The organism is Acidovorax sp. BL-A-41-H1 (genome assembly GCF_051942715.1).
On the sequence record NZ_JBPVJQ010000004.1, the window covers coordinates 63876 to 90350 of the forward strand.

Genomic DNA, 26475 nt, shown 5'->3' on the forward strand with positions numbered 1-26475 from the left:
GCGGCATTGCAACCCACCCTTGCGTCTCCATGATCTGCGGAACCACCTCGCTCATTGCGCACATCGGCTACCCGACTTTCACCTTCAAGTCGCCGATGATCTACAACCCCTATTTCGAGCACGCCGGCATTGACTCGGTCGTCGTGCCCATGGGGTGCCAGGCGGCCGACTACCCGGGCTTTCTGCGCGCGGTGTTCCGCCTCACCAACATCCAGGGCGCCCTGATCACCATGCCGCACAAGGTGACCACGGTGGGCCTGCTCGACCATGCCAGCACGGCTGTCCGCATTGCGGGCTCGTGCAATGCCGTGCGCCGTGATGCGCAGGGCCAGCTGCATGGCGACCTGTTCGATGGCGAAGGCTTTGTGCGCGGCGTGCGCCGCAAGGGCCACCTGCTGGCGGGAGCCCGTGCGCTGGTGGTGGGGGCCGGCGGGGTGGGCTCGGCCATTGCCGCATCTCTGGCTGCCGCCGGCGTGGCGCAGCTCAAGCTGTTTGATGTGAACGCCGAATCCGCCCAGGGCCTGGCGCATCGCCTGCGCGAGCACTACCCGGCGCTGGATGTGACCACGGGTGACCGCGACCCGGCAGGCATGGGCCTGGTGGTCAATGCCACGCCGATGGGCATGCATGAAGGCGATCCGCTGCCGCTGGATGTGGACCGGCTCGCGCCCGGCACCTTCGTGGGCGAGGTCGTGATGCGTGCCGAGATGACGGCGTTCCTTCAGGCCGCGCAACAGCGCGGCTGTCCCATCCAGGTCGGCTCGGACATGCTGTACGAGCAGATCCCGGCCTACCTCGAATACTTTGGCCTTCCCGTCACCACGCCCGAACAGCTGCGGGCGCTGGCGGCAGCGGGGGCCTGATCCTGTTGCCCGCAACCGAGCCCCGACCATGATCCAGCCCCACCGGGAAGATGTTCCCGACCTGCCCAACCGCCTGGGCATCGACGGCATCGAGTTCGTTGAATACGCCACCACACGCCCGCAGGCGCTCGGGCAGGTGCTGGAGCGCATGGGCTTTCGCCCGGTGGCCAGGCACCGCTCCCGCGAGGTGACGCTGTACCGCCAGGGAGCGATGAACCTGGTGGTCAATGCGCATCCCGAAGACGCGCGGGTGAGCGCCACTGTGGACGGCCAGCCCGTGATCTCGGCCGTGGCACTGCGCGTGCGCGACGCACTGCAGGCCCACCAGCGCTGTATCGAGATGGGCGCCTGGCCGGTGGCCACGCACGCGCAGGCGATGGAGTTGCACATTCCGGCCATCCACGGCCCCGGAGCCAGCCGCTTTTACTTTGTGGACCGCTGGCAGGAGTTTTCGATCTTCGACATCGACTTCACGCCGATCCCCACGGTGGAGCAGCATCCTCCGGCCCTTGCCGGCCTGGGCTACTTTGGCGTGGTGCAATACATCGGTTGCGACCGCGCGCCCGACTGGATCGCTTACTTCGAGCAGATGTTTGATTTCCAGCTGCTGCCCGACGACGAACGCTTTGGGATCCTGCCCAAGGGGTACCTCATGCGCAGCCCCTGCGGCGGCTTCCTGTGGCAGCTGGTCGAGCCCGAGCCCGCGCTGGAGCAGTCCCTGGACGCACCCGAATGCCTGCAACGCCTGGGGTTGGGTACGCCCGATGTGGGCACCGCGGTGGCGGCGCTGCGGGCGCGCGGCGTGGAGTTTGTCGAGTCGAGCCGGCTGCACCCGGAGGACCGCGGGGCGTTGACCCGCAGCACCCTGGGCAGTGTTGCCTTTGAACTGGTGCACCGCGATGCCTGAGCGGATGACCAGCGCACCGGGTCCCCTGGCGGGCTTCGGAATGGACACGATCACGCTGGCCGGCACGCTGGAGGCCAAGCTGGCCGCGATGGCGCGCGCCGGCTTCAGCCAAGTGATGCTCAGCGCGCGCGACCTGGTGGGCCATGCAGGCGGCGTGGAGGCCGCTGCGGCGACGGTGCGCGCCAGTGGCCTGCGGCCCACAGGCTTTCAGGTGCTGCGCGACTTCGAGGGGCTTTCGGGCCACCTGCACGGCTACAAGGTCGACATTGCCAAGGCCATGCTCGAGATGTGCGTGGCCACAGGCAGCCGCGTGTTGCTGGCGTGCTCGTCCACGTCGCGCCACGCCACCGACGACCTGGACGCCATCGCCCGCGACCTGCGCAAGCTGGCCATGCTGGCGATACCGCTGGGCATCCGCATTGCCTACGAAGGGCTGTCGTGGGGGCGCACCGTCAACGAGTTCACCACCAGCTGGGACGTAGTCTGCCGCGCCGATTGTCCCAACCTGGGCGTGGGGCTGGACTCGTTCCACATCTTTGCGGCCAACACCCCGCTGGAAAGCCTGGATGCCATGGATCCCGACCGCATCTTTCTGGTGCAGCTGTCGGACTTCATGTGGCACGAGGCCCCCACCTTTGAAGAGCGCATGACCACCGCCCGTACCTTCCGCGTCTTTCCCGGTGAGGGCGTGCACAGCGATCAGCTGGCCGACCTGGTGCTGCGGCTGGAGCGCCTTGGCTACCGCGGGGACTACAGCTTTGAAGTCTTCAATGACGACTACCAGCAGCTGCCGCTGGAGGTGGTGGCAGCGCGCGCGCGGCGCAGCGCGCTGTGGCTGCACGACGACGTGCTGCACAGGCCTTCGCCCCTGCCGCTGTGGACGCGCGCGCCGTCGCCTTTGCAGCCGTCAGCACATCTGTTGAGCAGCACAATGGCGCCATGAAAACACGCTCTCTTGGCCCCTTTTCCGTTTCAGCCATTGGCCTGGGCTGCATGAACCTCTCGCACGCCTACGGCGCGCCGGTCTCGCCCGAGCAGGGCGAACGCGTGCTGCTGACGGCGCTCGATGCCGGCGTGACCCTTTTCGATACAGCCACGCTGTATGGCTTTGGTGCCAACGAAACGCTGGTGGGCCGGGTGATGAAGCCGCACCGCAGCCGCTTCACCCTGGCCAGCAAGTGCGGCATGCAGGGCGTGGATGTGAATGGCGACGGCAAGCTGGTGCGCGTGATTGACGGCCGCCCCGCCACGCTGCGCCAGACCTGCGAAGACAGCCTGCGCCGCCTGCAGACCGATGTGATCGACCTGTACTACCTGCACCGCTGGGACAAGAGCGTACCCATTGAAGACAGCGTGGGCGCGCTGGCCGACCTGGTGCGTGCGGGCAAGATCCGCTGCATCGGCCTGTCGGAAGTGTCGGCCGCCACGCTGCGCCGTGCGCATGCGGTGCACCCGATTGCGGCGCTGCAGACCGAATACTCGCTGTGGACGCGTAACCCCGAGATTGCGGTGCTCCAGGCCTGCCGCGAACTGGGCGTGGCCTTTGTGGCGTTCAGCCCGGTGGGGCGCGGCTTCCTGTGTGGCGGGCGCATCGATGTGGACGCGCTGGACGCCAAGGACATTCGCCGCAGCATGCCGCGCTTTGCGCCCGAGGCCTATGCGGCCAATGTGCGCCTGCTGGATGCCTACCAGGCCCTGGCGCTGGAGGCGGGCTGCACGCCGGCTCAACTGGCAATCGCCTGGCTACTGCACCAGGGCGAAGACATCATCCCGATCCCGGGCACGACCAGCGTCGAACACCTGCAAGACGACCTGGGTGCCGCCAATGTGCAGCTCAGCGCTGCGCTGATGGCCCGCGTCGAAGCGCTGATCAACGAGCGTACGGTGGTGGGCAACCGCTACAACGCGCAGGGATCCAGCGAAGTGGATACCGAAGCGTTTGAAGACCGCGCAGCGTAAGCGGCGCGGCCCTCTCTTGGACTGCAGGGTCCGTAATGCCGACACGTGACCTTTGCAAGGGGACCGAACGCCGTCTTGGTTCGGTCTCGTTACCTCCCGCGCAAGTTGCCCCGGTCGTCTGCAATCACGATCTCCACACGGCGGTTCATCGCTCGGCCTTCGGGTGATGCGTTGTCGGCCACGGCGTGGGCCTTGCCATAGCCACGGGCGGTGATCCGGCCCGTGTCCACGCCGCGCTGCACCAGTGCATCGCGCACGGCCTGTGCGCGGCGCTCCGACAGTTCCTGGTTGTAGCTGTCGCTCCCCACGCTGTCGGTATAGCCCTCGATCAGTAACTTGCGGTCGGGGAACTGGCGCAGGAAATTCGCGAGCTTGTCCAGGCGCGGAAAGGCCTGCGTTGACAGCTCGGCCTTGTTGAAAGCAAACAGCACATCGCCCAGCGTGACGAGCAGGCCGCGCTCGGTCTGCTGTGCCTCCATGTCGCGCAGCTGCGCTTCGAGCATGCGCACGCGGTCTTGTGCTGCTGCTGCCTGGGCCTGTTGCTGGGCGGCGCGCTGCTCGGCACTCAGGGCCTGCTGCTGGGCCAGTTGTGCATTGCGAGCCTGCGCGTCGGCGCGTAACCGCGCGGCATCCGCCTCTTGTGTGCGTGCCTGCAGGCGGATGCGGTCGGCCTCGCTACCGGCCTGCTGGATCGTCGCATCCAGCTGGCGTGCGCGGGCGGCATTGGTGGCCACTTCAGCGCGCTGGCGCGCCACGTAGGCCAGGTGGCTCGTCTCGGCGTTGTCTCGGTCTTTTGACCACGCCTGGTCCGCGCGGGCCAGGGCGTCGGTGGCTTCCTTGAGTTCCAGTTGGGCGTACTGGTTGACGGCCGGGTCGCCCGCGGCAGTGCTGACTGCCGTGCGTGCGGATTCGAGTGTGGCCGGTGGCACGGTGCTGGCGCAGGCGACCAAAAGGCCGGCGGCCAGGAGGCTGGTGCACAGGGTGGTGGTGCGTTGGATCAACGTCTTCATGGCTTGGATTCCTTGGAAAGGCACGGGGCGGTACACGGACTGCGGGTGCACGTTGTGTGGAGCCGCCAGCTGCAGGAGGACTGGTCAGCGGAGCCGAGCGTCTGCCGTGCGGGGTGTGTGGGTACGAATGGGTGCGAGTGGGCGGGCGGGCCGGCGCAGCGTGTGCCTGGCCCCGCTATCCATCAACGCGGGGAGCGCCGGTTGATTTCTTCCTGCAGCGCGCGGATGCTTTCCTGCACCTGTGCCAGGTTGGCGGCGTTGCGCGTGGCGTCGGCACGTGTCTCTGCCACGCGGGCATCCACTTCGGCCTCTGCGGCAAGGCGGCGCGCCGTCACATAGTCTTCGGTGGCCATGGCGCGCTCAGCCTGCATGAACTTGTCCCGCGCCATCTGCAGCTCCACGGGCGCGCCGGTAGCCACTGCGGGGGCCGCGGCAACGCGGTTGACGGTGGTGCGTGTGACGGCCATCTGTTCGGTGGGCGGCGGTGTGGATGAGCACGCGGCCAGCGCGGCCAGCGCAAGCGCTGCAGCGGAAGTTCGGATGGTTGCATGTGAGGGCATGGTGCTGGAGCCTCCTTGAAGTGCGTTGGGGAACAGTGGGGTGCAGGGCCGGCAGGTGTGCTGCATGAGGGGGCGCATCGCCAGCCACGCGACGTGGTGCGATTGTTCGGCTCGCTTGCCGCGGCGGGCGTAGGCCCTGCATCGGCATGTCTGTGGGCAATGTCTTACGAATGCTTGCAGTTCCCCATGCCAAAGTGACCGCGGCACCCGCCGGGCGGAAATCAGGGGGAACCTGCGGAATGTGTGAACGTCCATCCATACACACGGGTAGCAGGACCGCACCACGCGCTTCGCCCTGCAACAGCTTTGGCGCTGGATGCGGCGGCGTGTACCAGTACCCCAAACGGAAATTGCCCGGCTGATGGCTCGCGTGATTGCGCGAGCCCGCGCCTTCATCACCCCGCCGCGCCTTGCGCCCATCCACCACGAAGAGGAGATTCACCGCATGCAGCAGTCTTTGTTCATCGCCTGGATTCAGCAAACCACCTTTGCCGGCGTGCCCCTGTGGAGCCTGCTGGTCGCGCTGACGGCGGCTGCGGTCACGTATGTGGCCATCCTCACCGCGCTGCACCTCCTTACGGGCCGCGCCAGGAGCTGGGCCACGCATTCGGGCAGCGCCGCTGCCACCACCATGGTCGACGTGCTCGAAGGCACGAGCCGGCTGCTGATGCTGCTGGTGGCCGTGCTGGTGGGCCTGGGGTTCCTCGAGCTGCCACGGCGCTGGGAAAGCCGGGTGGCGCAGCTGTGGTTTGTGGCGGTGGCGCTGCAGATGGGGTTGTGGGGCATGCGGGCCATCGGTATCGGCGTGCAGCGCTATGTCACGCGGCACAGCTCCAGCGGCATGACACAGGTAAGTGCTTCGGCCACGCTGCTGTCGTGGGGGCTGCGCACGCTGCTGTGGAGCATCGTGGCGCTGGCGGTGCTGTCGAACCTGGGCGTCAACATCACCGCATTCGTGGCCAGCCTGGGGGTGGGTGGCATTGCGGTGGCGTTGGCCGTGCAAAGCATCCTGGCCGATCTGTTCGCATCGCTCTCCATTGCGGTGGACAAGCCTTTTGAAGTGGGCGACTTCGTGGTGGTGGGCAGCGTGGCCGGTACGGTGCAGATGATTGGCCTGAAGACCACGCGCATCCGCAGCCTGCAGGGCGAGGAGGTGGTGATGTCCAACACCGACATCCTCAAGCAAACTATCAGCAACTACCGGCCCATGCAGGAGCGGCGCATTGTCTTCACCTTTGGCGTGGCATACGACACCCCGGTGGACAAGGTCGAGGCGATCCCGGGGGTGGTCAGGCGATTGGTCGAGGCGCAGGCGGCGCTGCGGTTTGACCGCGCACATTTCAAGGGGTTTGGCGACAGCTCGCTGGATTTCGAGGTGGTCTACATCGTCAAGGATCCGGGCTTCAACGTGTACATGGACATGCAGCAAACCATCAACCTCGGGCTGATGCGCGAGTTTGGGGCGATGGGGGTGGAGTTCGCGTTCCCCACCCGCACGATCCACATCGCCACGGTTCCCGCAGGCCAGCCTCGGACGTCGGCGGGCGCTACGCCGGCTGCAGCCGATGCCACCGCAGGGCCGCTCGCGGCCCTGCGCGCGCAGGCCTGAAGTCCGCGCCGCGCCTCCTCCACCCTGCTGAAGCCCGGGCCAAAAAAAGGCCGACCACCTTTGCGGGGGGTCGGCCTGAACGGGTAGTTGCTGTCTTAACGCTTCTTCAACTTCTCTTTGTGGATGGGGTGCATTGTGCGTTACATCCGAATGGCCACACCGGCCACCCTGATCACTTGGCGACCACGCGCACCATTTCCAGGCACTTGTTCGAGTAGCCCCATTCGTTGTCGTACCAGCTGACGATCTTGATGAACGTGCCATCGAGTGCGATACCGGCGTCAGCGTCAAAGATGGACGTGCGGGTGTCGCCGCGGAAATCGGTGGCCACCACCTTGTCTTCGGTGTAGCCCAGCACGCCCTTCAAGGCGCCTTCGGACTGGGCCTTCATTTCGGCCTTGATTTCTTCGTAGGTGGCAGCCTTTTCCAGCTCCACCGTCAGGTCCACCACCGACACGTCGGAGGTGGGCACGCGGAACGACATGCCGGTCAGCTTCTTGTTCAACGAAGGGATCACCACGCCCACGGCCTTGGCAGCGCCGGTGCTCGAAGGAATGATATTTTCCAGAATGCCGCGGCCGCCGCGCCAGTCCTTGTTGGACGGGCCGTCCACCGTCTTTTGCGTGGCAGTCGCTGCGTGCACGGTGGTCATCAGGCCGCGCTTGATGCCCCACTTGTCATTGAGCACCTTGGCCACGGGGGCCAGGCAGTTGGTGGTGCACGAGGCGTTGGACACGATGGCCTGGCCGGCATACGTGTCGTGGTTCACGCCGAACACGAACATGGGTGTGTCGTCCTTGGAAGGAGCCGACAGGATGACCTTCTTCGCGCCAGCATCAATGTGCTTTTGCGCGGTGACCTTGTCCAGAAACAGGCCGGTGGATTCGATCACCACGTCGGCGCCGACTTCGTTCCACTTGAGGTTGGCGGGGTCACGCTCTTGCGTCAGGCGGATCTTCTTGCCGTTGACGACCAGGGTGTTGCCTTCCACCGAGACTTCGCCCTTGAAGCGGCCATGGACCGAGTCGTACTGCAGCATGTACGCCAGGTACTCTGGCTCCAGCAGGTCGTTGATGCCAACGACTTCGATGTCGCTGAAATTCTGGATGGCCGAGCGCAGCACGTTACGGCCGATGCGGCCAAAGCCGTTGATACCAATCTTGATCGTCATGGGGAGCCCCTTCAAAGTTGCAAAGTCGAAATCGGAGACCTGCGCCGCGCGCCCGCCGGCAGCGGGGCACAGCGGGCAGGGGGAGTCTTAACGGGCCTTCTTGGCAGGCTTGCGGCGTGCGGCGCCGATGGCCACCAGCACCGTGTCGACCACGTTCTCTTCGGTGAAGCCGAAGTGCTTGAACAGCACGGGTGCAGGGGCCGATTCGCCGTAGGTGTCGATGCCTACGACGGCAGCGCAGCCGTACTTCCACCAGCCATCGGTCACGCCCATTTCCACGGCAACACGCGGCACGCCGGCGGGCAGCACGCTGGCCTTGTACTTGGCATCTTCGCGGTCGAAGGTGGTGGTGCTGGGCATGGAGACCACGCGCACGGGGATCTTGCGGTCGGCCAGCATGCGCTGGGCCTTCAGGGCCAGCTGTACTTCAGAGCCGGTGGCAATGATCACGCCCACGGGCTTCTTCTTGAGGCCCACATCGGCCGGGTCGCTCAGCACATAGGCGCCGCGGCTGATGTCGCCCAGATCGCGCTTGGGCGCGTAGGGGAGGTTCTGGCGCGACAGGGCCAGCGCGGTGGGCTTGTTGCGGTTGGACAGCGCCACGCTCCAGGCCACGGCGGTTTCTGCTGTGTCGGCAGGGCGCCATACGTCCAGGTTGGGGATCAGGCGCAGGCTGGCCACGTGTTCGACCGACTGGTGTGTGGGGCCGTCTTCACCCAGGCCGATGGAGTCGTGCGTGAACACGTGGATCACGCGCTGCTTCATCAGTGCGGCCATGCGGATGGCGTTGCGGCTGTAGTCGCTGAACGTGAGGAAGGTGCCGCCGTAGGGGATGAAGCCGCCGTGCAGTGCCACGCCGTTCATGATGGCGGCCATGCCGAATTCGCGCACGCCGTAGTTGATGTGGCGGCCACCGACCTTGTCGCCGTTGGCGGCATCGGTCTTGACCACGTTGCCCTGCATGTCAAAGCGCAGGTTGGGCGTGCTCTTGGTGTTGGTGAGGTTCGAGCCCGTCAGGTCGGCGCTACCGCCCAGCAGCTCGGGCAGCGCGGCGGTGAAGGCTTCCAGCGCAATCTGGCTGGCCTTGCGGCTGGCCACGGTCTCGCCCTTGGTGTGGGCGGCCACCACGGTGTCCACGGCTACCTGCGCGAAGTTGGCGGGCAAATCGCCCTTCATGCGGCGCGTGAGTTCGGCGGCCAGTTCGGGGAAGGCGGCGGTGTAGGCGGCAAAGCGATCGTTCCAGGCGGCTTCAGCGCTCTGGCCCTGGGCCTTGGCGTCCCAGCCGGCATACACGTCTTCAGGGATGGCAAAGGGCTCGCTCGTCCAGCCCAGCGCTTCGCGGGTGAGGGCAATTTCGTCGGCGCCCAGGGGCTCGCCGTGGGCCTTGGAGGTGTTGGCGCGGTTGGGGCTGCCCTTGCCGATGTGCGTCTTGCAGATGATGAGCGACGGGCGCTCGTTCTGCTTCTTGGCTTCGGCCACTGCATCGGCCACCTTGTCGGCGTCGTGGCCGTCGATGGGGCCGATCACGTTCCAGCCGGCCGACACAAAGCGCAGCGCGGTGTTATCGGCAAACCAGGGCAGAACCTGGCCGTCGATGGAGATGCCGTTGTCGTCGTACAGCGCGATCAGTTTGTTGAGCTTCCAGGCGCCCGCCAGCGAAATCGCCTCCTGGCTGATGCCTTCCATCAGGCAGCCGTCGCCCAGGAACACGAAGGTGTTGTGGTCGACCACAGCGTGGCCTTCGCGGTTGAACTCGGCGGCCAGCAGCTTTTCAGCCAGCGCAAAGCCCACGGCGTTGGTAATGCCCTGGCCCAGCGGGCCGGTGGTGGTTTCCACGCCAGCGGTGTAGCCCACTTCGGGGTGGCCCGGCGTCTTGCTGTGCAGCTGGCGAAAGTTCTTGAGCTCACCAATCGGCAGGTCGTAGCCGGTAAGGTGCAGCAGCGCGTACAGCAGCATCGAGCCATGGCCGTTGCTCAGCACGAAGCGGTCGCGGTCAAACCACTGGGGGTTGGTCGGGTTGTGCTTGAGGTGGCGAGCCCACAGGCCCACGGCCATGTCGGCCATGCCCATGGGGGCGCCGGGGTGGCCGGAATTGGCTTGTTGAACGGCGTCCATGGCCAATGCGCGGATCGCATTGGCCATTTGTTGGGATTGCTGGGTGTTGGCCATGGGGGTGGGGTGGGTTCAGGGGAAACCCGGCATTTTACCGGGGGTGGCTGCCGCCCCCGCGCGGCGCCCGCGCGCATGCGCTGGCGCCATGCGATGCACTACAGTGCGGGCCATGCAAGGACTGCACCTCACTGCCGATCTGCGTGGCTGCCGCTGCGCCCCCTTGTGGCTGCTCGACGCCGCTGCCCTGGGCCGCGCCTGTACCGAGGCCGTACACGCCGCCGGTCTGCAGCCCGTGGGCGAGCTTTTCCATTCGTTCCCGGCCACCGAGCACGGCCCTGGCGGAGTGACTGCTACTGTTTTGCTAGCTGAATCACATTTGTGCGTGCACACCTGGCCCGAGCAGATGGCAGTGACACTGGATGTGTACGTGTGCAATTTCGGCGCCGACCATTCGGGTCGCGCTCATGCACTGATGGATGCGCTTCTGGCGCTTTTCGAGCCTGACACCGTCGAGCGCCATGCGCTGCAACGGGGTTCCATCGCCATGGAAAGCGCCCCATGAGTCAGCCCGTTGCGCCCGCGGGCCAGGTGCCTGCCATGCTGCTGGCCGCAGGGCGTGGCGAGCGCATGCGTCCGCTGACCGACGCCACACCCAAGCCGCTGCTGCAGGTGCAGGGGCAGCCGCTGCTGCAGTGGCACCTGCAGGCCTTGGTGCAGGCAGGGGTGGTGCAGGCGGTCATCAACACCGCATGGCTGGGCGGGCAGATCTGTGACCGGTTTTCAAGTGTTTTCGGCCTGGAGTCCAGTCAGAATAATGGCCTGGCGCTATCAATTTCATACTCGCATGAGGGCGCCGACTTCGGCGGTGCGCTCGAAACCGCAGGCGGCATAGCGCGGGCCCTGCCGAAACTGGGCCCTGTTTTCTGGCTGGCGGCAGGCGATGTGTTTGCGCCGGATTTCGTCTTCGACAGTGCGGCCGTGCAGGCCTTTGCTGCCAGCGGCCATCTCGCGCATCTCTGGCTGGTACCCAACCCGGCGCACAACCCGCGCGGTGACTTCGCCCTGTCGGCCGATGGCATGGCGCTGAACCTGCCTGGTGACGACCCTTCCCCGCGTTTGACGTACAGCACCATCGCCCTGCTGCGTGCCGAACTGTTCACGCCGCCTTGGTGCGACATTCCCGCCGGGAATCCTGCCGGCGTGGCGGCGCCACTTGCGCCGCTGCTGCGCCGCGCGATGGACGCCGGGCGCGTGTCGGCATCGCTGTACACCGGTCGGTGGACGGACGTGGGCACACCCGAGCGCCTGGCCGAACTCAACCGCTGAGCGGCCCCGCAGGGCCTGGGTTGCGCGTTATTGCGCCGCCGAAGCGCCGGCGGCGTGTGCAGGCTCCACCACCAATGCAGGCCCGTTCTCGCAGTTGCGGAACAGCCACTGGCTGGGCATGAACCGCGCCTGCGGTCCGTCCGGTGGCGGCTTGCCGATTTGGGCCTGCACGTCATGGTCAATGTGCGGCACGTGGAAAAGCGCCAGCTGCCCCTTGCGGCACAGCAGCGCCGGCATGACCTTGTTGGGCGTCCAGCCTTGCGTGGCGTTGTCAAAGCGGTAGATGGGCCCGATGCGCTGGTCCTGCGCAAGCTCCAGCCGCGGGGGATGCAGCTGCAGCGCGCTGGCCCACACGCCCGCCACCTGCACCGGTTGCGCAAAGCGTATGGCTTCCAGCCCGTGCAGTGCCAGCGCGCGACCGGGTTCGCCCTTGTCGAACGGGTCCTTGCGGTTGATGATGCTGCCAGCGGGGATGGTCAGTTCACCGTACTGGAAATCCTGCACAAGGGCAAAGCGTTCGCGGCTCGCCCGCAGCGCGGCGCCGTCCTCCCATGCCTGCCGGGCGCTGTGGGCGCTGTACAGGCGCCAGACCAGCAGCCCGTCCCCCAGCAGTGCGAGCACCAGCAGCACCCCCAGAGCGCGTGGCGCCAGGACCCATTTGCCGGGAACGTCGACAAGGCGCAGGTACGCCGCATACACCGCGTACACCAGCAGAGCGCCGGTCAGTACCACGCCGGTCGTGGGAAGCAAGGTTGCGTACAGGAGGGACCACATTGGAACGGGGAAGGATTCGGGGGGGGGCGCGGATTGGCGGGAGACGGGCGGAGCGTTCTGCAGTCCGCCGCGTGGCGGGCCAGTCTGCCATGGGTTGCCGCGCGCTCGGCCACCTGAAGGGCCTGCAGGAGCGGCGGGAATGTCGCGAAATGTAAGGTGAATGGCCATGAGGCTCCCGGCCCGCGAGCAACAGGCGGCAAAATGCACAGATGAGTCCTCAGCAGCAATCCATCCATGCGCAACGCCGCGCCCGCCTGGCTTCCCAGCTGGGAGAAGGCGGCATCGCCATCATCCCTACGGCCGTGGAGCGCCAGCGCAACCGCGACAGCGACTTCCTCTTCCGGCACGACAGCTACTTCTATTACCTGACAGGCTTCACCGAGCCGGGCGCCTGCCTCGTGCTGACGGCCGAGGGGCAGAGCACGCTGTACTGCCAGCCCAAGGATCTTGAGCGCGAGATCTGGGATGGCTACCGCCTGGGGCCTGCAGAGGCGCCATCCGCGCTGGGCGTCACGACCGCTGCGTCCATTGCGGACCTCGACACCAGCCTGCCGCGCCTGCTGGAAAACCGCAGCCGCGTATGGTTCCCGTTTGCCACGCACACCGGCCTGGCTGCGCGCGTGGAGGGCTGGCTCAATGCCGTGCGCGCGCGTGTGCGCTACGGCGCGCTGTGCCCGGCTGAGCAAAACGACGTGTGCACGCTGCTCGACGAGATGCGCCTCATAAAGGACGCGCATGAGCAGGACATCATGCGCCGCGCCAGCGCTATCAGCGCGCAGGCCCACATCCGCGCCATGCAGCGCTCGGCGCGCATGCTGCGTGCCGGGCAGGACGTGCGCGAATACCACCTGGATGCCGAGTTGCTGCACGCATTTCGCGATGAAGGTTCGCAGTACCCGGCGTACAGCTCCATCGTGGCGGCTGGCGCCAATGCCTGCGTGCTGCACTACCGCGCAGATGCTGCCCCGGTGCGCGATGGCGAGCTGGTGCTGATCGACGCCGGTTGCGAACTCGATGGCTACGCCAGCGACATCACGCGCACCTTTCCTGCCAACGGCAGGTTCACCGGCCCGCAGCGTGCGCTGTACGACCTGGTGCTGGCCAGCCAGGACGCGGCGGTGGCGGCCACACGGGCGGGCGCGCGCTTTGTGGACCCGCACGACGCCACCGTTGCCGTGCTGGCGCAGGGGATGCTCGACCTGGGGCTGCTCGACCGGAACAAGGCGGGCACCGCGCAGGACGTCATCGAGCAACGCGCCTATTTCCAGTTCTACATGCATCGCACGGGCCACTGGCTGGGCATGGATGTGCACGACTGCGGCAGCTACGTGGAGCCTGGCGAGGTGGGCCAGACCAGCGAGCGCAAGGACCCGCTCTCGGGCGAAACCATCACCAACCGGCCCAGCCGGGTGCTGCGGCCCGGCATGGTGCTCACCATCGAGCCCGGCATCTACGTGCGCCCTGCGCCTGGCGTTCCCGAGCAGTTCCACAACATCGGCATCCGCATCGAGGATGACGCCATCGTGACGGAGTCGGGTTGCGAGCTGATCACGCGTGGAGTGCCGGTCAAGGCGGACGAGATCGAAGCGCTGATGCGCGACTGACGGCGGTGCTGCGGCATGGAATCCCGGCCTGAAACGAGCGCCTCCGCCAGCCGCGCGGAACATGCCGTGACGCTGCCCGATGGCGCGCCGAAACGCTGGCGCCTGGGCATTGCCCTGTGGCTGCTGGGCACGCCGGGCGTCGTTGCGGTGGTGTGGGCCCTGCTGCCGCCACTGGCGGCGAGCCAGGCGTTGCTTCCCATACCACTGTGGGCCGTCCTGCTGCTCAGTGGCTTGCAGACGGCCGTGATGCTGGCGCTGGCTGTGGCGGTGGGCGTGCTGCTGGCGCCCAGGGTCGGGCTTGCTGCGCCTGTGGTGTCTGCGTGGCTTGCGGGCGGGCCGGGTGCGCAGGCTGCGCCCGCGCGCTGGCTGTTGCCTGGCGTGTGGGGCGGCATCGCCGGTGCCGCGTGGCTGGTGGCGCTCTCCGCGATGGCGCCCGAGGCGCTTCGGCCCGCCGCTGCGACCACCGACATCGGCACCGTGCTCGTCAAGCTGCTGTACGGCGGCATGACCGAGGAACTGCTGGTGCGCTGGGGTGTGATGACGCTGGTGCTGTGGGCGGCGTGGCGCATCGTCCAGCGGGGCAACGGTGCGCCGCGCCCTGGGCTGATCGCTGTCGCCGTGCTGGTCAGTGCCGTGCTTTTTGCGCTGGGCCACTTGCCGGCCGCGCAGGCCATGGCCGGTGCGCTGACTGCGCCGGTGGTGCTGTTCGTGCTGGTGGGCAACACCGCATTCGGGCTGCTGGCAGGCTGGCTGTTTGCGCGCCGCGGGCTGGAGGCCGCCATCACGGCCCATGTGCTGGCCCACGCCCTGTCCATGCCTTTGCTCTGAGCGCGCCGTGCAGCGCAGCTTGCAAGTTGCGGGGTTGCTGCCGCGGTGGTAACGGCCATGTAACCGCGTCGTGTGAGAATTGGAAACCCGATTACAAAACCACTGAAAGAGACAACAGATGCCAACACGCCGCGCCACCAAGATCGTTGCCACCCTGGGCCCCGCCTCCAGCGACCCGGCGCTGCTGGAGGCCATGATCCGCGCAGGCGTGAATGTGGTCCGGCTGAACTTCAGCCACGGCAAGGCGCAGGACCACATCGACCGCGCCGCCACCGTGCGCGCCGCAGCCCAGCGCGCCGGGCGCGAGGTGGCCATCATGGCCGACCTGCAGGGCCCCAAGATCCGCGTGGGCAAGTTTGCCGAAGGCAAGGTTCAGCTCGAGTCGGGCGCCAAGTTCGTACTGGATGCGTCGCGCACCGAGCTGGGCGACATGGATGGCGTGGGCCTGGATTACAAGGAGTTGCCGCGCGACGTGAAGGCGGGCGATTTGCTGCTGCTCAATGACGGCCTGATCGTGCTGACAGTGGACGCCGTGCGCGGCGAAGAGGTGCACACCACCGTGAAGATCGGTGGCGAGCTCTCCAACAACAAGGGCATCAACAAGAAGGGCGGCGGCTTGACGGCGCCGGCGCTGACGGCCAAGGACATGGAAGACATCCGCACCGCGATGAGCTTCCAGGCCGACTACGTGGCCGTGAGCTTTCCCAAGAACGCGACCGACATGGAAATGGCCCGCCAGCTGTGCAACGTGGCTGCCTCCGAATACCGCCATAAGCCCGGCCTGATCGCCAAGATCGAACGCGCCGAAGCCATCCCGCACCTGGAAGCGATCCTGCGCGTGAGCGACGGCATCATGGTTGCGCGGGGTGACCTGGCGGTGGAGGTGGGTAATGCCGCCGTGCCCGCCTTGCAGAAGAAAATGATCCGCATGGCGCGCGTGCTCGACAAGGTTGTGATCACCGCCACCCAGATGATGGAAAGCATGATCACGGCGCCTGTTCCGACGCGCGCCGAGGTGAGCGACGTGGCCAATGCGGTGCTCGACGGGACCGATGCGGTGATGCTCAGTGCCGAGACCGCGGCCGGGCGCTACCCGCTCGAAACCGTGGAAGAGATGGCCACCATCTGCGCTGCCGCCGAGGCCGCGGAAGACCACCACCTGGATGCCGACTTCACGGGCCAGACCTTCGGCCGCATTGACCAGTCCATCGCCATGGGCGCACTGTTCACCGCGCACCACCTGGGCGCCAAGGCCATCGTGGCCATGACCGACAGCGGTGCCACGGCGCTGTGGATGAGCCGCCACAGCATCGACATCCCGATCTACGCGCTGACGCCCAAGGTGGCTACGCAACGCAAGATGGCCATGTACCGCAACGTGCGCCCCCTGCTGATGGACACCAGTGCCGACCGCGACACCGCGCTGGAGCAGGCCGAGCGCCACCTCAAGAGCCGCAACATCGTGCAAAAGGGGGATGTGTACGCCATCACCTGCGGTGAGCCCATGGGGGCCCCCGGCGGCACCAACATGCTCAAGATCTGCGTGGCCAGCTGATCCGCCACCGCCAATGCGGAGCTCAGCGGAGGGGCTCACCTCCCCGGGCTGGGTGCCTCTGGCGGCGTGGCCGTGTTGGCAAACACCGGAAAGCGGGCTCGCAAGGCGCTGGCGGCCAGGTCGCACAGCCAGCCGACTGTCCAGCACAGCCAGCCCGTCCACAGTGTGTGGCTCATGAAGTGCGCTCCGCGCATCTGCTGCGCGGCACCCAGGACGAGGCCGGCCACCAGGGACCCGGCAAGCCACCACCGCGCTGCTGCGGGCGCCTTGTGCCGCAAGGCGAAGTAGCCCCCGAGAAACGCGAATCCGGCGGACGCGTGCCCTGCGGGAAAGCACCGCCCGCCACCTCCGTCGAGCACACCCATCGACCAGTGCGACACGTGCCGTGCAACCCCGCCGAACTGGGCCAGGTCCCAGGGGCAGCTGGTGGTGCTGAGGTTCTTGGCGATGCTGACCACCGCCAGCGCCAGCAGTGCACTCACCGCCATCTGCAGCCTCTCCATGGCGTCGATGCGGCGGAGCACGCCCTGCGGCCACCAGACGGCCAAGGTCAGCAGCAGCACCAGCAGCCAGCCCAGGCGCCGTGCGTCCTCGTGCATCACCTGCACCAGGAACCAGTGGTCGCGCCACGGAAAACCTGTGGCTGTGCCAAACGGTTGCGCCAGCAGCAGGTCGCCCCCGCCTGCATCCCACGCCACCGCGGCGGCCAGCCCTGCGAGCGTCCACCAGAGCAGGGTGCGGAGGGTGGCGGCGGAGCCGGCAGCGGGAAAGGAATCAGAAGACATCCCCGGGAAGATAGCCTGGGGCACTTAAGGTGGCCTTAACGCCAGCGCTGCGGTGCCGCAGGCAGGTGCCGCCGCCCCGGCGTCCAGGGCGCATCGCTGCGACAATGCGCCGATGCGAATCCTCGTGGTGGAAGACGATCCCGGCATTGCCAGTGGCCTGCGTGCAAACCTGCAGCAGCGCGGGTACGCGGTGGATGTAAGTGACGGTGTGGCCCCCGCATGGAGCGCCCTGCGTGCCGAGCGGTTCGATGCGGTGCTGCTCGACCTCGGGCTGGTGGACGGGGATGGCACGGAACTGCTGCGGCGCCTTCGCCGGAGTGCAGGCGAAAAGGGCGCGACCCCGGCCCTGCCCGATCCCGCCACGCCGGTGTTGATCGTGACGGCGCGCGACCACGTGCACCAGCGCATTGCCGGGTTGGACGAGGGTGCCGACGACTACCTGACCAAGCCCTTTGACGTGGACGAGCTAGACGCCCGCTTGCGCGCCCTGCTGCGCCGTGCGGCCGGGCGGGCGTCGCCTGTGGTCCGCCACCGTGACATCGAACTGGACCCGGCGACGCGGACCGTACGCCAGGCTGGCCACCTGGTGGACATGTCCCCGCGGGAGTTTTCGGTGCTGCGGGTGCTGCTGGAGGCGCCGGGAAGGGTCTTGTCGCGCCAGCAGATCGAGGAGCGGCTGTACAGCTGGGATGCCGCCATCGAAAGCAATGCGGTGGAAGTGCACATTCACCATTTGCGCCGCAAGCTGGGCAGCGCATGCATACAGACCATGCGCGGTGTCGGCTATTTCATGCCCCGGGAAGACAGACTGCCATGAGTGGCTCCGGACCGCTCCCGCATTCCCGTGGCCGGCGGCCGTCGCTAACGCGGCAGCTCATGCTGTGGTCGATGGGTGCGCTGGTTCTCGTCTGGGCCAGTTTTGTGCTCGTGGGCTATCAGACCGGGGTGCACGAAGCCGACGAGCTGACTGATGGGCACCTGGCCAGCGTGGCGGCGCTGCTGCTGAATCTGCGTACGGCCGAGGCAGGCCCCGGCGCCGAGTTGACCGAGCGCGCGGCCACTCCCTGGCTCAAGGCGCATGACTACCAGCAGTCGCTCAGCGTGGTGCAGTGGGATGCCCAGGGCGTGCTGCTGACCCGAAGCGGCAGGGCGCCGCTGCCGCCGTTTGCCGCGCCTGAAGGTTTTGCCAACATCACGCTGGGTGCGCCGGCCACTGTATGGCGTACGTTTGCGCAGTGGGATGCAGCCCGCACCCGCAAGATCATGGTGCTGGTGGAACTGCACGAGCGCGACGAGCTGGCCGAGGACATTGCCGAGCAGATGATCGAACCCGGCTTGTGGTTGTTGCCTGTGGTGGCACTCGCGCTCGGGCTGGCCCTGTGGCGCGGTCTGCGCCCCCTCTATGTCCTGTCGGCTGATGTGGCGGCGCTCGACCCGGCCAGCGCCCAGCGCCTGACGGTGCGGCATTCCTGGAGCGAGTTTGCGTCGGTGGTGACCTCCATCAACACGCTGCTGGACCGCCAGCACGAGGCCATGGTCCGTGAGCGACGGCTGGCCAACGAGGTGGCGCATGAGCTGCGCACGCCGCTTTCGTCCATCGCCTTGCAAGCCCGGGCGCTGGAAGGCGAACTGGACGCTGGTGCCCGCACCGAAGCGGTGGCGCGCATTGGCCAGGATGCCCTGCGCGCCGGCCATGTGCTCAACCAGCTTCTGGCGCTGGCCCGCGCCAGCCGGGCCGAGCTGCACGAGGCCAAGGCGCCAGTGGACCTGTCTGCCCTGGTGCGCGATGTCTGTGCTGATTACGCCCAGGCCGCCTGGCAGCGCGGCGATGACGTTGCCCTGGTGGCCCCGCCCGGGGTGGTGGTGCAAGGCCACGCGGTGCTGCTGGACATCGCGGTGCGCAATCTGCTGGAAAACGCACTCAAGCACACGCCAGACGGCACCCGCATTGCCGTCGAGGTGGGCCAGACGCCGCAGATGGGGGCCTGGCTGCAGGTGTCGGACGACGGTGGGCGCACGCTGGCTGGCGAGGCGGCCGCACCCGCACGGCGCCCGGTGGACAGCCTGCACCTGGGGCACGAAATCCTGCGCCGGGTGGCCGACCTGCATGGCGGCCGGTTCGCCCCGGCCGCGCCCGGTTCGGGTTTTACAACCTGCTTCCGGCTGGATTTGCCTACATCGCCTGCCCAGGCCGCCGGTTAAAATTGCGGGTTACAACGCGGTTACGGCCGCAGGAGCCGGTGTCGGCACGCTACCCGCACGCGTCGGCTGCTCCGTTTTTCAACCCTCCCACCGGACCTTACGACCATGCCCCTCGTCTCGATGCGCGAACTGCTCGACCATGCTGCCAGCAACGGCTATGGCATTCCTGCCTTCAACGTCAACAACCTGGAGCAGGTGCAGGCCGTGATGGCCGCGGCCGACGAAGTAGGCGCGCCGGTGATCCTGCAGGCGAGCGCGGGTGCGCGCAAGTACGCGGGCGAGCCCTTCATCAAGCACCTGATCCAGGCCGCGGTGGAAGCCTTCCCGCACATCCCGCTGGTGATGCACCAGGACCACGGCACGTCACCCAAGATCTGCCAGGGCGCCATTGACCTGGGCTTTGGCTCGGTGATGATGGACGGCTCGCTGATGGAAGACGGCAAGACGCCATCGAGCTTTGAATACAACGTCGAAGTGACCCGCAAGGTCGTGGACATGGCCCACAAGGTGGGCGTGACGGTGGAAGGCGAGCTGGGTTGCCTGGGCAACCTTGAAACCGGTGACGCTGGCGAGGAAGACGGAATTGGCGCCGTGGGCAAGCTGGACCACAGCCAGATGCTGACCGACCCCGAGGAAGCCGCCACGTTCGTCAAGGCCACCCAGCTCGACGCGCTGGCGATTGCCATCGGAACCAGCCACGGCGCTTACAAGTTCAGCCGCAAGCCCACGGGTGACATCCTGGCCATCAGCCGCGTCAAGGAAATCCACAAACGCATTCCCAATACCCACCTGGTGATGCACGGCTCCTCGTCGGTGCCGGCCGAGCTGCTGGCCATCATCAACCAGTACGGCGGCAAGATGAAGGAAACCTACGGCGTGCCGGTCGAGGAAATCCAGGAAGCCATCAAGCATGGCGTGCGCAAGATCAACATCGACACCGACATCCGCCTTGCCATGACCGGCGCGGTGCGCAAGTTCCTGTTCGAGAACCCCGACAAGTTCGATGCCCGCGAATGGCTCAAGCCCGCCCGTGAAGCGGCCAAGCAGGTGTGCAAGCAGCGCTACCTGGAGTTCGGCTGCGAAGGCCAGGGCGCCAAGGTCAAGGGCCACAGCCTGCAGGTCATCGCCGCGCAGTACGCATCTGGCGCGCTCGCCCAAGTGGTGAACTGACCGCGTCCAGCCAGCGCCAAAGCGCCCCGCCGCCTCGTGTGGTCGGGCGCTTTTTCACGCCCTTGCCGCTTGCGGAATGCTCGTGAACCCTTGGTTTGTCTGGGTAGTTCCCTCTACATCAGTCAAACGCGACAGCGATAAGTATTTCTTCATGTAAGCTCGCGGTCAGCTTCCGCCGGAGGGTGTCTGGCACTGCGTTACAGCCGGACTTGGGTCCCGAAAAACTGCAGTGCCAGGCTGTCGAAACGGGCTACGGCTGCAATGAGAGTTCAAGCAGTCCGGCCCGTTCGCCATGGGATGATGGACCCCACTCTGCACTAAGCCATTTCTCCATATGACTCTGATGATTTCGCCGCTCCGGTGTCTGTTGCCCTGTGTACTGGCGGTACTCACCGCGGCGTGCGCGCCCCTGACGGTGCCCCCTCAATCGGAATACCCCGTAGGGCGTGCCCGCCTGGTGCTTCCGCCCGGGGGATGGCAGGACCTGGGAGCCGCTGACACCGCTGTGCTCGCCCCGGCTGGGCGCACGCTTCTGGACACACGCGCTGCCGCTCTGCGCGGCACCCAAGGCGAATGGCTGGCCGTGTTACGCGTGCAGACCAATCGCACGGGGGATCTTCGCGGGTTCCCGGCAGGTGCTGGCGCTTGCGCGCTGCAGCGCGACGTCACGGTGGAAGACGCTGCACAAGGCAGCCCCGTGCGTGCCGACTGCCTGCGCCTCAAGCGCTGGGGCAGCAGCGCCCAGTGGCTGGAAAAGAACCGTCCCGACCTCGTGCAGTGGCTGGCCAGCCGCAGCATCGCACTGGGGCAGCCCTACACCTACATGAGCTACCGCTACGCCACCGAGGCGGGCGCGTGGGTTGAAGTGGATGCGCTGGTGGACCAGCGGCTGCTGCGCCCCAAGACCTCCAACAACGAAGAGTTCCTGGCAGCCGGCCGCCTTGCGCTGCAGTGGGGCCATGAGGTGGCCCAGGCCGCGCGCCTGAGCGTCGGGATGATGGATGGGTATCTGGCCATCCCGCCTTTCCCGCTGCCCGCGCCGTAGCGCGACAGCCCCCAGCCTGGCGGCGTTGCATGACGATTTCAAAAACTTGAGGAGACCTCTGATGCAGACAAGCCCAGTACCGCAGCCGCAGCGCATTGGTGTGCCGCGGGAGACCTTCCCCGGCGAAAAGCGCGTGGCCACCGTGCCCGACGTGGTGGAAAAACTGATCAAGCTGGGCTTTTCTGTGGCCGTGCAATCGGGCGCCGGCGATGCTGCCAATTTCAGCGATGACGCCTACCGCGCTGCCGGGGCCGAGGTCGTGGCAGACGCTGCCGCGCTCTGGGCCGCGGCCGACATCGTCCTCAAGGTGCGCCCGCCCAGCAGCGACGAAGTCGCGATGATGCGTGAGGGCACCACGCTCATCGACTTCATCTGGCCTGCGCAAAACCCCGACCTGATGCAGCAGCTGGCAGCGCGCAAGGCCACGGTGCTGGCCATCGACTGTCTGCCGCGCACGCTCTCGCGTGCCCAGAAGATGGATGCGCTGACCTCAACCGCAGGCGTCAGCGGCTACCGGGCTGTCATCGAAGCGGCCAATGCCTTCGGCCGCTTTTTCAACGGCCAGATCACGGCCGCGGGCAAGGTGCCCCCGGCCAAGGTGTTCATCGCCGGCGCCGGCGTGGCCGGCCTCGCGGCCATCGGCACCGCCGCCAATCTGGGCGCCATCGTGCGGGCCAACGACACCCGCGCTGAAGTGGCCGACCAGGTCAAGTCGCTGGGCGGCGAGTTCGTCAAGGTGGACTACGAGGAAGAAGGCTCGGGCGGCGGTGGTTACGCCAAGGTCATGAGCGAGGGCTTCCAGGCTGCGCAGCGCAAGATGTATGCGGAGCAGGCCAGGGATGCCGACATCATCATCACCACCGCGCTGATCCCCGGCAAGCCTGCGCCCAAGCTGATCACCGCCGAGATGGTGCAGAGCATGAAGCCCGGCAGCGTGATCGTGGACATGGCCGCCGAGCAGGGCGGCAACTGCGAGCTGACCGTGCCCGGCGAGGCTGTGGTGCGCCACGGCGTGACCATCGTGGGCTACACCGACCTGGCCTCGCGCCTGGCCAAGCAGTCGTCCACGCTCTACGCCACCAACCTGCTGCGCCTGACCGAAGAGCTGTGCAAGGCCAAGGACGGCGTAGCCGTGGTCAACATGGAAGACGAAGCGATCCGGGGCCTCACGGTCATCAAGGATGGTGCCATCACCTGGCCCGCACCACCCCTCAAGCAAGCCGCGGTGCCTGCGCCCAAGCCAGCGGCCGCACCCGTGGCCGCCAAGAAATCCAGCCACGGCACGGGGGCGCCCATGTCCGCCAAGACGCTGACCATCGTGTTCGCGGTGCTGGCGGTGCTGTTCTGGGCCATTGGCGCCTATGCGCCCGTGGCGTTCCTGGGGCACTTCACGGTGTTCGTGCTGGCCTGCTTCATCGGCTACATGGTGGTGTGGAATGTGACCCCCGCGCTGCACACGCCGCTGATGAGCGTGACCAATGCCATCTCCAGCATCATCGCCATCGGTGCGCTGGTGCAGATTGCCCCGCCCGATGCGGGTGTGAACGGACGGCCGGATAGCCTCATCCTGTGGCTGGCGTTTGCCGCGCTGGTGCTCACGGCCGTCAACATGTTCGGCGGCTTTGCGGTCACGCGTCGCATGCTCGCCATGTTCCGCAAGTAATCCGATAACGACAAGAACAACGAGGAGCACAGAACATGTCCCAAAGTCTCGCAACCGTGGCCTACCTGGGCGCGGCCATTTTGTTCATCCTGAGCCTGGGCGGGCTCTCCAACCCCGAAACCTCGCGCCGCGGCAACCTGTTCGGCATGGTGGGCATGGCGCTGGCCGTGCTGGCCACCGTGTTCGGCCCCCGCGTCAGCCCCGCGGGCGTGGCGTGGATCGTGGGTGCGCTGGTGATTGGCGGCGGCATTGGCCTGTATGCGGCCAAGGTCGTGAAGATGACCCAGATGCCCGAACTGGTCGCGCTCATGCATAGCCTTGTCGGGCTTGCGGCCTGCCTGGTGGGTTTCGCCAGCTATGTGGATACGTCCATTCAACTGCAGGGCGCGGAAAAGGTCATCCACGAAGTGGAGATCTATGTTGGCATTCTGATTGGTGCCGTCACGTTCTCGGGTTCGCTCGTGGCCTTTGGCAAGCTCAACGGCAAGATCGGCGGCAAGCCGCTGCTGCTGCCTGGCCGCCACTGGCTCAACCTGACGGCGCTGCTGGTGGTGATCTGGTTCGGCCGCGAATTCCTGCGCGCCGAAACCATCGAGCACGGCATGGTGCCCCTGATGGTGATGACGGCGATTGCGCTGCTGTTCGGCATCCACATGGTGATGGCCATTGGCGGTGCCGACATGCCGGTGGTGGTGTCCATGCTCAACAGCTACTCGGGCTGGGCGGCTGCCGCCACGGGCTTCATGCTCAGCAACGACCTGCTGATCGTCACCGGTGCCCTGGTGGGCTCCTCGGGTGCCATCCTCTCTTACATCATGTGCAATGCGATGAACCGCAACTTCATCAGCGTGATTGCCGGTGGTTTCGGCTCAGGCGCAGGCACGCCAGCCAAGAAGGGCGATCCTTCCGAGCCCCAGGGCGAGGCCGTGCCCGTGACCTCTGCCGAGACGGCCGAGCTGCTGCGCGATGCCAAGAGCGTCATCATCGTGCCCGGCTACGGCATGGCCGTGGCCCAGGCGCAGCACACGGTGTACGAGATCACCAAGACCCTGCGCGAAAAGGGTGTGAACGTGCGCTTTGCCATCCACCCCGTGGCGGGGCGCATGCCCGGCCACATGAACGTGCTGCTGGCCGAAGCCAAGGTGCCCTACGACATCGTCATGGAGATGGACGAGATCAACGAGGACTTCCCCGAAGCTGACGTGGCCATGGTCATCGGTGCCAACGACATCGTGAACCCCAGCGCTCTGGACGACCCTTCAAGCCCCATCGCCGGTATGCCCGTGCTCGAAGTGTGGAAGGCCAAGACCTCGATCGTGATGAAGCGCTCGATGGCTTCGGGCTACGCAGGGGTGGACAACCCGCTGTTCTACAAGGAAAACAACCGCATGCTTTTTGGCGACGCCAAGAAGATGCTAGATGAAGTGCTTGCCGTACTCAAGGCTTAGCCAGCTGGCGGGCATAATCCGCCGGCGATAAAAGCACGATCGTGCTTAAAAACTTCCAGTTTCAAATTTCAATAAAACCCATCAGGAGACAAAAAATGACCGACCGCCCCTGGCTTGCTTCGTACCCCCAAGGCGTGCCTGCCGACATTGATCCCTCGCAGTACCCGTCCCTCGTGGCGCTGATGGACGAGGCGTTCTCCAAGTATGCGGACCGCGTGGCCTACAGTTTCATGGGCAAGGACGTGACCTACGCCCAGACCGATTCGCTGAGCAACGCCTTTGCCGCCTACCTGCAGGGCCTGGGGCTGGCCAAGGGCGACCGCGTCGCGATCATGATGCCCAACGTGCCGCAGTACCCCGTCACGGTGGCGGCCATCCTGCGCGCGGGTTTTGTGGTGGTCAACGTCAACCCGCTGTACACGCCGCGCGAGCTGGAGCATCAGCTCAAGGACTCCGGCGCCAAGGCCATCGTCATCATCGAGAACTTTGCCGCCACGCTGCAAAGCTGCATCGCCAATACCCCGGTCAAACATGTGGTGCTGTGCGCCATGGGCGACCAGCTGGGCCTGCTCAAGGGCGCCCTGGTGAACTACGTGGTGCGCAACGTCAAGAAGATGGTGCCCACCTTTGAACTGCCCGGAGCGGTCCGCTTCAACGATGCAGTGGCCCAGGGCACCCGCGGCACGCTGCGCAAGACCGACATCCGCCCCGATGACATCGCACTGCTGCAGTACACCGGCGGCACCACGGGCGTGAGCAAGGGCGCCGTGCTTCTGCACCGCAACATCATCGCCAACGTGCTGCAGTCCGAAGCGTGGAACCACCCGGTGATGAACAAGATTCCGGCGGGCCAGCAGCCCACCAGCGTGTGCGCGCTGCCGCTGTACCACATCTTCGCCTTCACGGTGAACATGATGCTGAGCATGCGCACCGGCGGCAAGACCATCCTGATCCCCAACCCGCGCGACCTGCCCGCCGTGCTCAAGGAGCTGTCCAAGCACACGTTCCACAGCTTCCCGGCGGTCAACACGCTGTTCAACGGCCTGGCCAACCACCCTGATTTCAACACCGTCAACTGGAAGAACCTCAAGGTCTCGCTGGGCGGCGGCATGGCCGTGCAGGGCGCCGTGGCCAAGCTCTGGCTGGAGAAGACCGGCTGCGCGGTGTGCGAAGGCTATGGCCTGTCGGAAACCAGCCCGTCGGCCAGCTGCAACCCCGTGACCAGCACCGAGTTCACCGGCACCATCGGCGTGCCGATTCCCGGCACCTGGATGAAGCTGCTGGACGACGACGGCCATGAAGTCACCACGCTGGGCCAGCCTGGCGAGATCGCCATCAAGGGCCCACAGGTGATGGCCGGCTACTGGCAGCGCCCCGATGAAACCGCCAAGGTCATGACCGAAGACGGCTACTTCAAGTCGGGTGACATCGGCATCATGGACGCCCGCGGCTACTTCAAGATCGTGGACCGCAAGAAGGACATGGTGCTGGTCAGCGGCTTCAACGTGTACCCGAACGAGGTCGAGGAAGTGGTGGCCAACTGCCCCGGCGTGCTCGAATGCGCTGTGGTGGGCGTGCCCGACGAGAAGACCGGCGAAGCCGTCAAGCTCGTGATCGTCAAGAAGGACCCTGCACTCACCGAAGCCCAGGTCAAGGAGTTCTGCCGCGCTGAACTCACAGGCTACAAGCAGCCCAAGGTGATCGAGTTCCGCACCGAACTGCCCAAGACCCCCGTGGGCAAGATCCTGCGCCGCGAACTGCGCGATAAGAAGTAGTACATCCCCCTGAGCCGCTTTGCGGCTTCCCCCTTCTCTCGCTGCCCTGCGCGCTGCGGGAAGGGGGACGACGCCAGCGCGGCGGGGCGGCCCTTGCGCGGCGTCCGCT

Annotated in this window: 23 protein-coding genes; 17 read left to right on the forward strand and 6 right to left on the reverse strand. The window is 66.5% G+C overall.

The annotated features are described in order from the left end of the window. Window positions 1-29: 29 nt before the first annotated feature. Genes ACTPOI_RS09315 through ACTPOI_RS09330 form a run of 4 tightly spaced genes read left to right on the forward strand, consistent with a single transcriptional unit; the run spans window position 30 to window position 3729 of the window. Window positions 30-863: a shikimate dehydrogenase family protein gene (locus ACTPOI_RS09315; RefSeq protein WP_440108356.1), complete on the forward strand. Its 834-nt coding sequence runs from the start codon at window positions 30-32 to the stop codon at window positions 861-863. Window positions 864-891: 28 nt separating this feature from the next. Continuing rightward, complete coding sequence (locus ACTPOI_RS09320) at window positions 892-1770, forward strand: 4-hydroxyphenylpyruvate dioxygenase (RefSeq protein ID WP_440108357.1); 879 nt, start codon at window positions 892-894, stop codon at window positions 1768-1770. Window positions 1771-1774: 4 nt separating this feature from the next. Beyond that, window positions 1775-2713, forward strand: coding sequence for a sugar phosphate isomerase/epimerase family protein (locus ACTPOI_RS09325; RefSeq protein ID WP_440108358.1), 939 nt, complete (start codon window positions 1775-1777; stop codon window positions 2711-2713). Next, window positions 2710-3729, forward strand: a complete 1020-nt coding sequence (locus tag ACTPOI_RS09330; protein ID WP_440108359.1) for an aldo/keto reductase — start codon at window positions 2710-2712, stop codon at window positions 3727-3729. The genes ACTPOI_RS09325 and ACTPOI_RS09330 overlap by 4 nt, the downstream gene beginning before the upstream one ends. An 89-nt stretch (window positions 3730-3818) precedes the next feature. Here the strand turns inward: ACTPOI_RS09330 and ACTPOI_RS09335 are convergent, their stop codons facing one another. Then, the gene (locus ACTPOI_RS09335; protein ID WP_440108360.1) at window positions 3819-4739 is read right to left on the reverse strand and encodes an OmpA family protein; all 921 of its coding nucleotides are present in this window, start codon (window positions 4737-4739) and stop codon (window positions 3819-3821) included. Between the two features lie 182 nt (window positions 4740-4921). Then, window positions 4922-5299, reverse strand: coding sequence for a DUF4398 domain-containing protein (locus ACTPOI_RS09340; RefSeq protein WP_069104017.1), 378 nt, complete (start codon window positions 5297-5299; stop codon window positions 4922-4924). A gap of 445 nt (window positions 5300-5744) precedes the next feature. Here ACTPOI_RS09340 and ACTPOI_RS09345 point away from each other — a divergent pair, with 445 nt between their 5' ends. Then, a complete protein-coding gene (locus tag ACTPOI_RS09345) occupies window positions 5745-6908 on the forward strand; it encodes a mechanosensitive ion channel family protein (protein WP_440108768.1) in 1164 nt (387 codons plus the stop codon). A 172-nt stretch (window positions 6909-7080) separates the two neighbouring features. Here ACTPOI_RS09345 and gap read toward each other — a convergent pair whose 3' ends face one another. Together gap and tkt are read right to left on the reverse strand one after the other, a co-directional pair. Beyond that, window positions 7081-8079: a type I glyceraldehyde-3-phosphate dehydrogenase gene (gap, locus tag ACTPOI_RS09350; RefSeq protein WP_440108361.1), complete on the reverse strand. Its 999-nt coding sequence runs from the start codon at window positions 8077-8079 to the stop codon at window positions 7081-7083. 87 nt (window positions 8080-8166) lie between these two features. After that, window positions 8167-10248, reverse strand: a complete 2082-nt coding sequence (gene tkt, locus ACTPOI_RS09355) for a transketolase (RefSeq protein WP_440108362.1) — start codon at window positions 10246-10248, stop codon at window positions 8167-8169. Window positions 10249-10360: 112 nt separating this feature from the next. Between tkt and ACTPOI_RS09360 the strand changes: the two genes are divergently transcribed. Together ACTPOI_RS09360 and ACTPOI_RS09365 are read left to right on the forward strand one after the other, a co-directional pair. Then, a complete protein-coding gene (locus tag ACTPOI_RS09360; RefSeq protein ID WP_440108363.1) occupies window positions 10361-10753 on the forward strand; it encodes an S-adenosylmethionine decarboxylase family protein in 393 nt (130 codons plus the stop codon). Further along, on the forward strand, window positions 10750-11517 hold the full coding sequence (locus tag ACTPOI_RS09365) for a nucleotidyltransferase family protein (protein WP_440108364.1): 768 nt from the start codon (window positions 10750-10752) through the stop codon (window positions 11515-11517). The genes ACTPOI_RS09360 and ACTPOI_RS09365 overlap by 4 nt, the downstream gene beginning before the upstream one ends. A gap of 27 nt (window positions 11518-11544) precedes the next feature. On the opposite strand, the gene ACTPOI_RS09370 is transcribed toward ACTPOI_RS09365, so the two are convergent. After that, on the reverse strand, window positions 11545-12291 hold the full coding sequence (locus tag ACTPOI_RS09370) for a hypothetical protein (RefSeq protein ID WP_440108365.1): 747 nt from the start codon (window positions 12289-12291) through the stop codon (window positions 11545-11547). Between the two features lie 209 nt (window positions 12292-12500). On the opposite strand from ACTPOI_RS09370, the gene ACTPOI_RS09375 reads away from it, so the two are divergent. The 3 genes from ACTPOI_RS09375 (at window position 12501) to pyk (ending at window position 16278) form a co-directional block, all read left to right on the forward strand. Further along, entirely contained in the window at window positions 12501-13895 is a 1395-nt protein-coding gene (locus ACTPOI_RS09375) for an aminopeptidase P N-terminal domain-containing protein (protein WP_440108366.1), read from the forward strand. A gap of 15 nt (window positions 13896-13910) precedes the next feature. Beyond that, window positions 13911-14723, forward strand: a complete 813-nt coding sequence (locus tag ACTPOI_RS09380) for a CPBP family glutamic-type intramembrane protease (protein WP_440108367.1) — start codon at window positions 13911-13913, stop codon at window positions 14721-14723. Between the two features lie 118 nt (window positions 14724-14841). After that, window positions 14842-16278 carry a pyruvate kinase gene (pyk, locus tag ACTPOI_RS09385; protein WP_440108368.1) on the forward strand — a complete coding sequence of 479 codons (1437 nt, stop codon included), beginning with the start codon at window positions 14842-14844 and terminating at the stop codon, window positions 16276-16278. Window positions 16279-16313: 35 nt separating this feature from the next. Here pyk and ACTPOI_RS09390 read toward each other — a convergent pair whose 3' ends face one another. Beyond that, window positions 16314-17063 carry a phosphatase PAP2 family protein gene (locus ACTPOI_RS09390; RefSeq protein ID WP_440108369.1) on the reverse strand — a complete coding sequence of 250 codons (750 nt, stop codon included), beginning with the start codon at window positions 17061-17063 and terminating at the stop codon, window positions 16314-16316. A gap of 112 nt (window positions 17064-17175) precedes the next feature. Here ACTPOI_RS09390 and ACTPOI_RS09395 point away from each other — a divergent pair, with 112 nt between their 5' ends. The 7 genes from ACTPOI_RS09395 (at window position 17176) to ACTPOI_RS09425 (ending at window position 26366) form a co-directional block, all read left to right on the forward strand. Beyond that, a complete protein-coding gene (locus ACTPOI_RS09395; protein ID WP_440108370.1) occupies window positions 17176-17880 on the forward strand; it encodes a response regulator transcription factor in 705 nt (234 codons plus the stop codon). 59 nt (window positions 17881-17939) lie between these two features. Further along, entirely contained in the window at window positions 17940-19265 is a 1326-nt protein-coding gene (locus ACTPOI_RS09400) for a histidine kinase dimerization/phospho-acceptor domain-containing protein (RefSeq protein ID WP_440108371.1), read from the forward strand. Window positions 19266-19370: 105 nt separating this feature from the next. Continuing rightward, window positions 19371-20435, forward strand: a complete 1065-nt coding sequence (gene fba, locus ACTPOI_RS09405; protein WP_300476738.1) for a class II fructose-bisphosphate aldolase — start codon at window positions 19371-19373, stop codon at window positions 20433-20435. 415 nt (window positions 20436-20850) lie between these two features. Beyond that, the gene (locus tag ACTPOI_RS09410; RefSeq protein ID WP_440108372.1) at window positions 20851-21480 is read left to right on the forward strand and encodes a hypothetical protein; all 630 of its coding nucleotides are present in this window, start codon (window positions 20851-20853) and stop codon (window positions 21478-21480) included. Between the two features lie 61 nt (window positions 21481-21541). Then, window positions 21542-23143, forward strand: coding sequence for a Re/Si-specific NAD(P)(+) transhydrogenase subunit alpha (locus ACTPOI_RS09415; protein WP_440108373.1), 1602 nt, complete (start codon window positions 21542-21544; stop codon window positions 23141-23143). Between the two features lie 35 nt (window positions 23144-23178). Beyond that, window positions 23179-24591: a Re/Si-specific NAD(P)(+) transhydrogenase subunit beta gene (gene pntB, locus ACTPOI_RS09420; RefSeq protein ID WP_440108374.1), complete on the forward strand. Its 1413-nt coding sequence runs from the start codon at window positions 23179-23181 to the stop codon at window positions 24589-24591. Between the two features lie 95 nt (window positions 24592-24686). Further along, window positions 24687-26366, forward strand: a complete 1680-nt coding sequence (locus ACTPOI_RS09425) for a long-chain-fatty-acid--CoA ligase (RefSeq protein WP_440108375.1) — start codon at window positions 24687-24689, stop codon at window positions 26364-26366. Window positions 26367-26475: the final 109 nt, after the last annotated feature.

Bases quoted from the DNA above. Each gene is read 5' to 3' on its own strand.
- ACTPOI_RS09315 (WP_440108356.1), top strand. From the start codon at position 30: ATGATCTGCGGAACCACCTCGCTCATTGCGCACATCGGCTACCCGACT.
- ACTPOI_RS09320 (WP_440108357.1), top strand. From the start codon at position 892: ATGATCCAGCCCCACCGGGAAGATGTTCCCGACCTGCCCAACCGCCTG.
- ACTPOI_RS09325 (WP_440108358.1), top strand. From the start codon at position 1,775: ATGACCAGCGCACCGGGTCCCCTGGCGGGCTTCGGAATGGACACGATC.
- ACTPOI_RS09330 (WP_440108359.1), top strand. From the start codon at position 2,710: ATGAAAACACGCTCTCTTGGCCCCTTTTCCGTTTCAGCCATTGGCCTG.
- ACTPOI_RS09335 (WP_440108360.1), bottom strand. From the start codon at position 4,739: ATGAAGACGTTGATCCAACGCACCACCACCCTGTGCACCAGCCTCCTG.
- ACTPOI_RS09340 (WP_069104017.1), bottom strand. From the start codon at position 5,299: ATGCCCTCACATGCAACCATCCGAACTTCCGCTGCAGCGCTTGCGCTG.
- ACTPOI_RS09345 (WP_440108768.1), top strand. From the start codon at position 5,745: ATGCAGCAGTCTTTGTTCATCGCCTGGATTCAGCAAACCACCTTTGCC.
- gap (WP_440108361.1), bottom strand. From the start codon at position 8,079: ATGACGATCAAGATTGGTATCAACGGCTTTGGCCGCATCGGCCGTAAC.
- tkt (WP_440108362.1), bottom strand. From the start codon at position 10,248: ATGGCCAACACCCAGCAATCCCAACAAATGGCCAATGCGATCCGCGCA.
- ACTPOI_RS09360 (WP_440108363.1), top strand. From the start codon at position 10,361: ATGCAAGGACTGCACCTCACTGCCGATCTGCGTGGCTGCCGCTGCGCC.
- ACTPOI_RS09365 (WP_440108364.1), top strand. From the start codon at position 10,750: ATGAGTCAGCCCGTTGCGCCCGCGGGCCAGGTGCCTGCCATGCTGCTG.
- ACTPOI_RS09370 (WP_440108365.1), bottom strand. From the start codon at position 12,291: ATGTGGTCCCTCCTGTACGCAACCTTGCTTCCCACGACCGGCGTGGTA.
- ACTPOI_RS09375 (WP_440108366.1), top strand. From the start codon at position 12,501: ATGAGTCCTCAGCAGCAATCCATCCATGCGCAACGCCGCGCCCGCCTG.
- ACTPOI_RS09380 (WP_440108367.1), top strand. From the start codon at position 13,911: ATGGAATCCCGGCCTGAAACGAGCGCCTCCGCCAGCCGCGCGGAACAT.
- pyk (WP_440108368.1), top strand. From the start codon at position 14,842: ATGCCAACACGCCGCGCCACCAAGATCGTTGCCACCCTGGGCCCCGCC.
- ACTPOI_RS09390 (WP_440108369.1), bottom strand. From the start codon at position 17,063: ATGTCTTCTGATTCCTTTCCCGCTGCCGGCTCCGCCGCCACCCTCCGC.
- ACTPOI_RS09395 (WP_440108370.1), top strand. From the start codon at position 17,176: ATGCGAATCCTCGTGGTGGAAGACGATCCCGGCATTGCCAGTGGCCTG.
- ACTPOI_RS09400 (WP_440108371.1), top strand. From the start codon at position 17,940: ATGCTGTGGTCGATGGGTGCGCTGGTTCTCGTCTGGGCCAGTTTTGTG.
- fba (WP_300476738.1), top strand. From the start codon at position 19,371: ATGCCCCTCGTCTCGATGCGCGAACTGCTCGACCATGCTGCCAGCAAC.
- ACTPOI_RS09415 (WP_440108373.1), top strand. From the start codon at position 21,542: ATGCAGACAAGCCCAGTACCGCAGCCGCAGCGCATTGGTGTGCCGCGG.
- pntB (WP_440108374.1), top strand. From the start codon at position 23,179: ATGTCCCAAAGTCTCGCAACCGTGGCCTACCTGGGCGCGGCCATTTTG.
- ACTPOI_RS09425 (WP_440108375.1), top strand. From the start codon at position 24,687: ATGACCGACCGCCCCTGGCTTGCTTCGTACCCCCAAGGCGTGCCTGCC.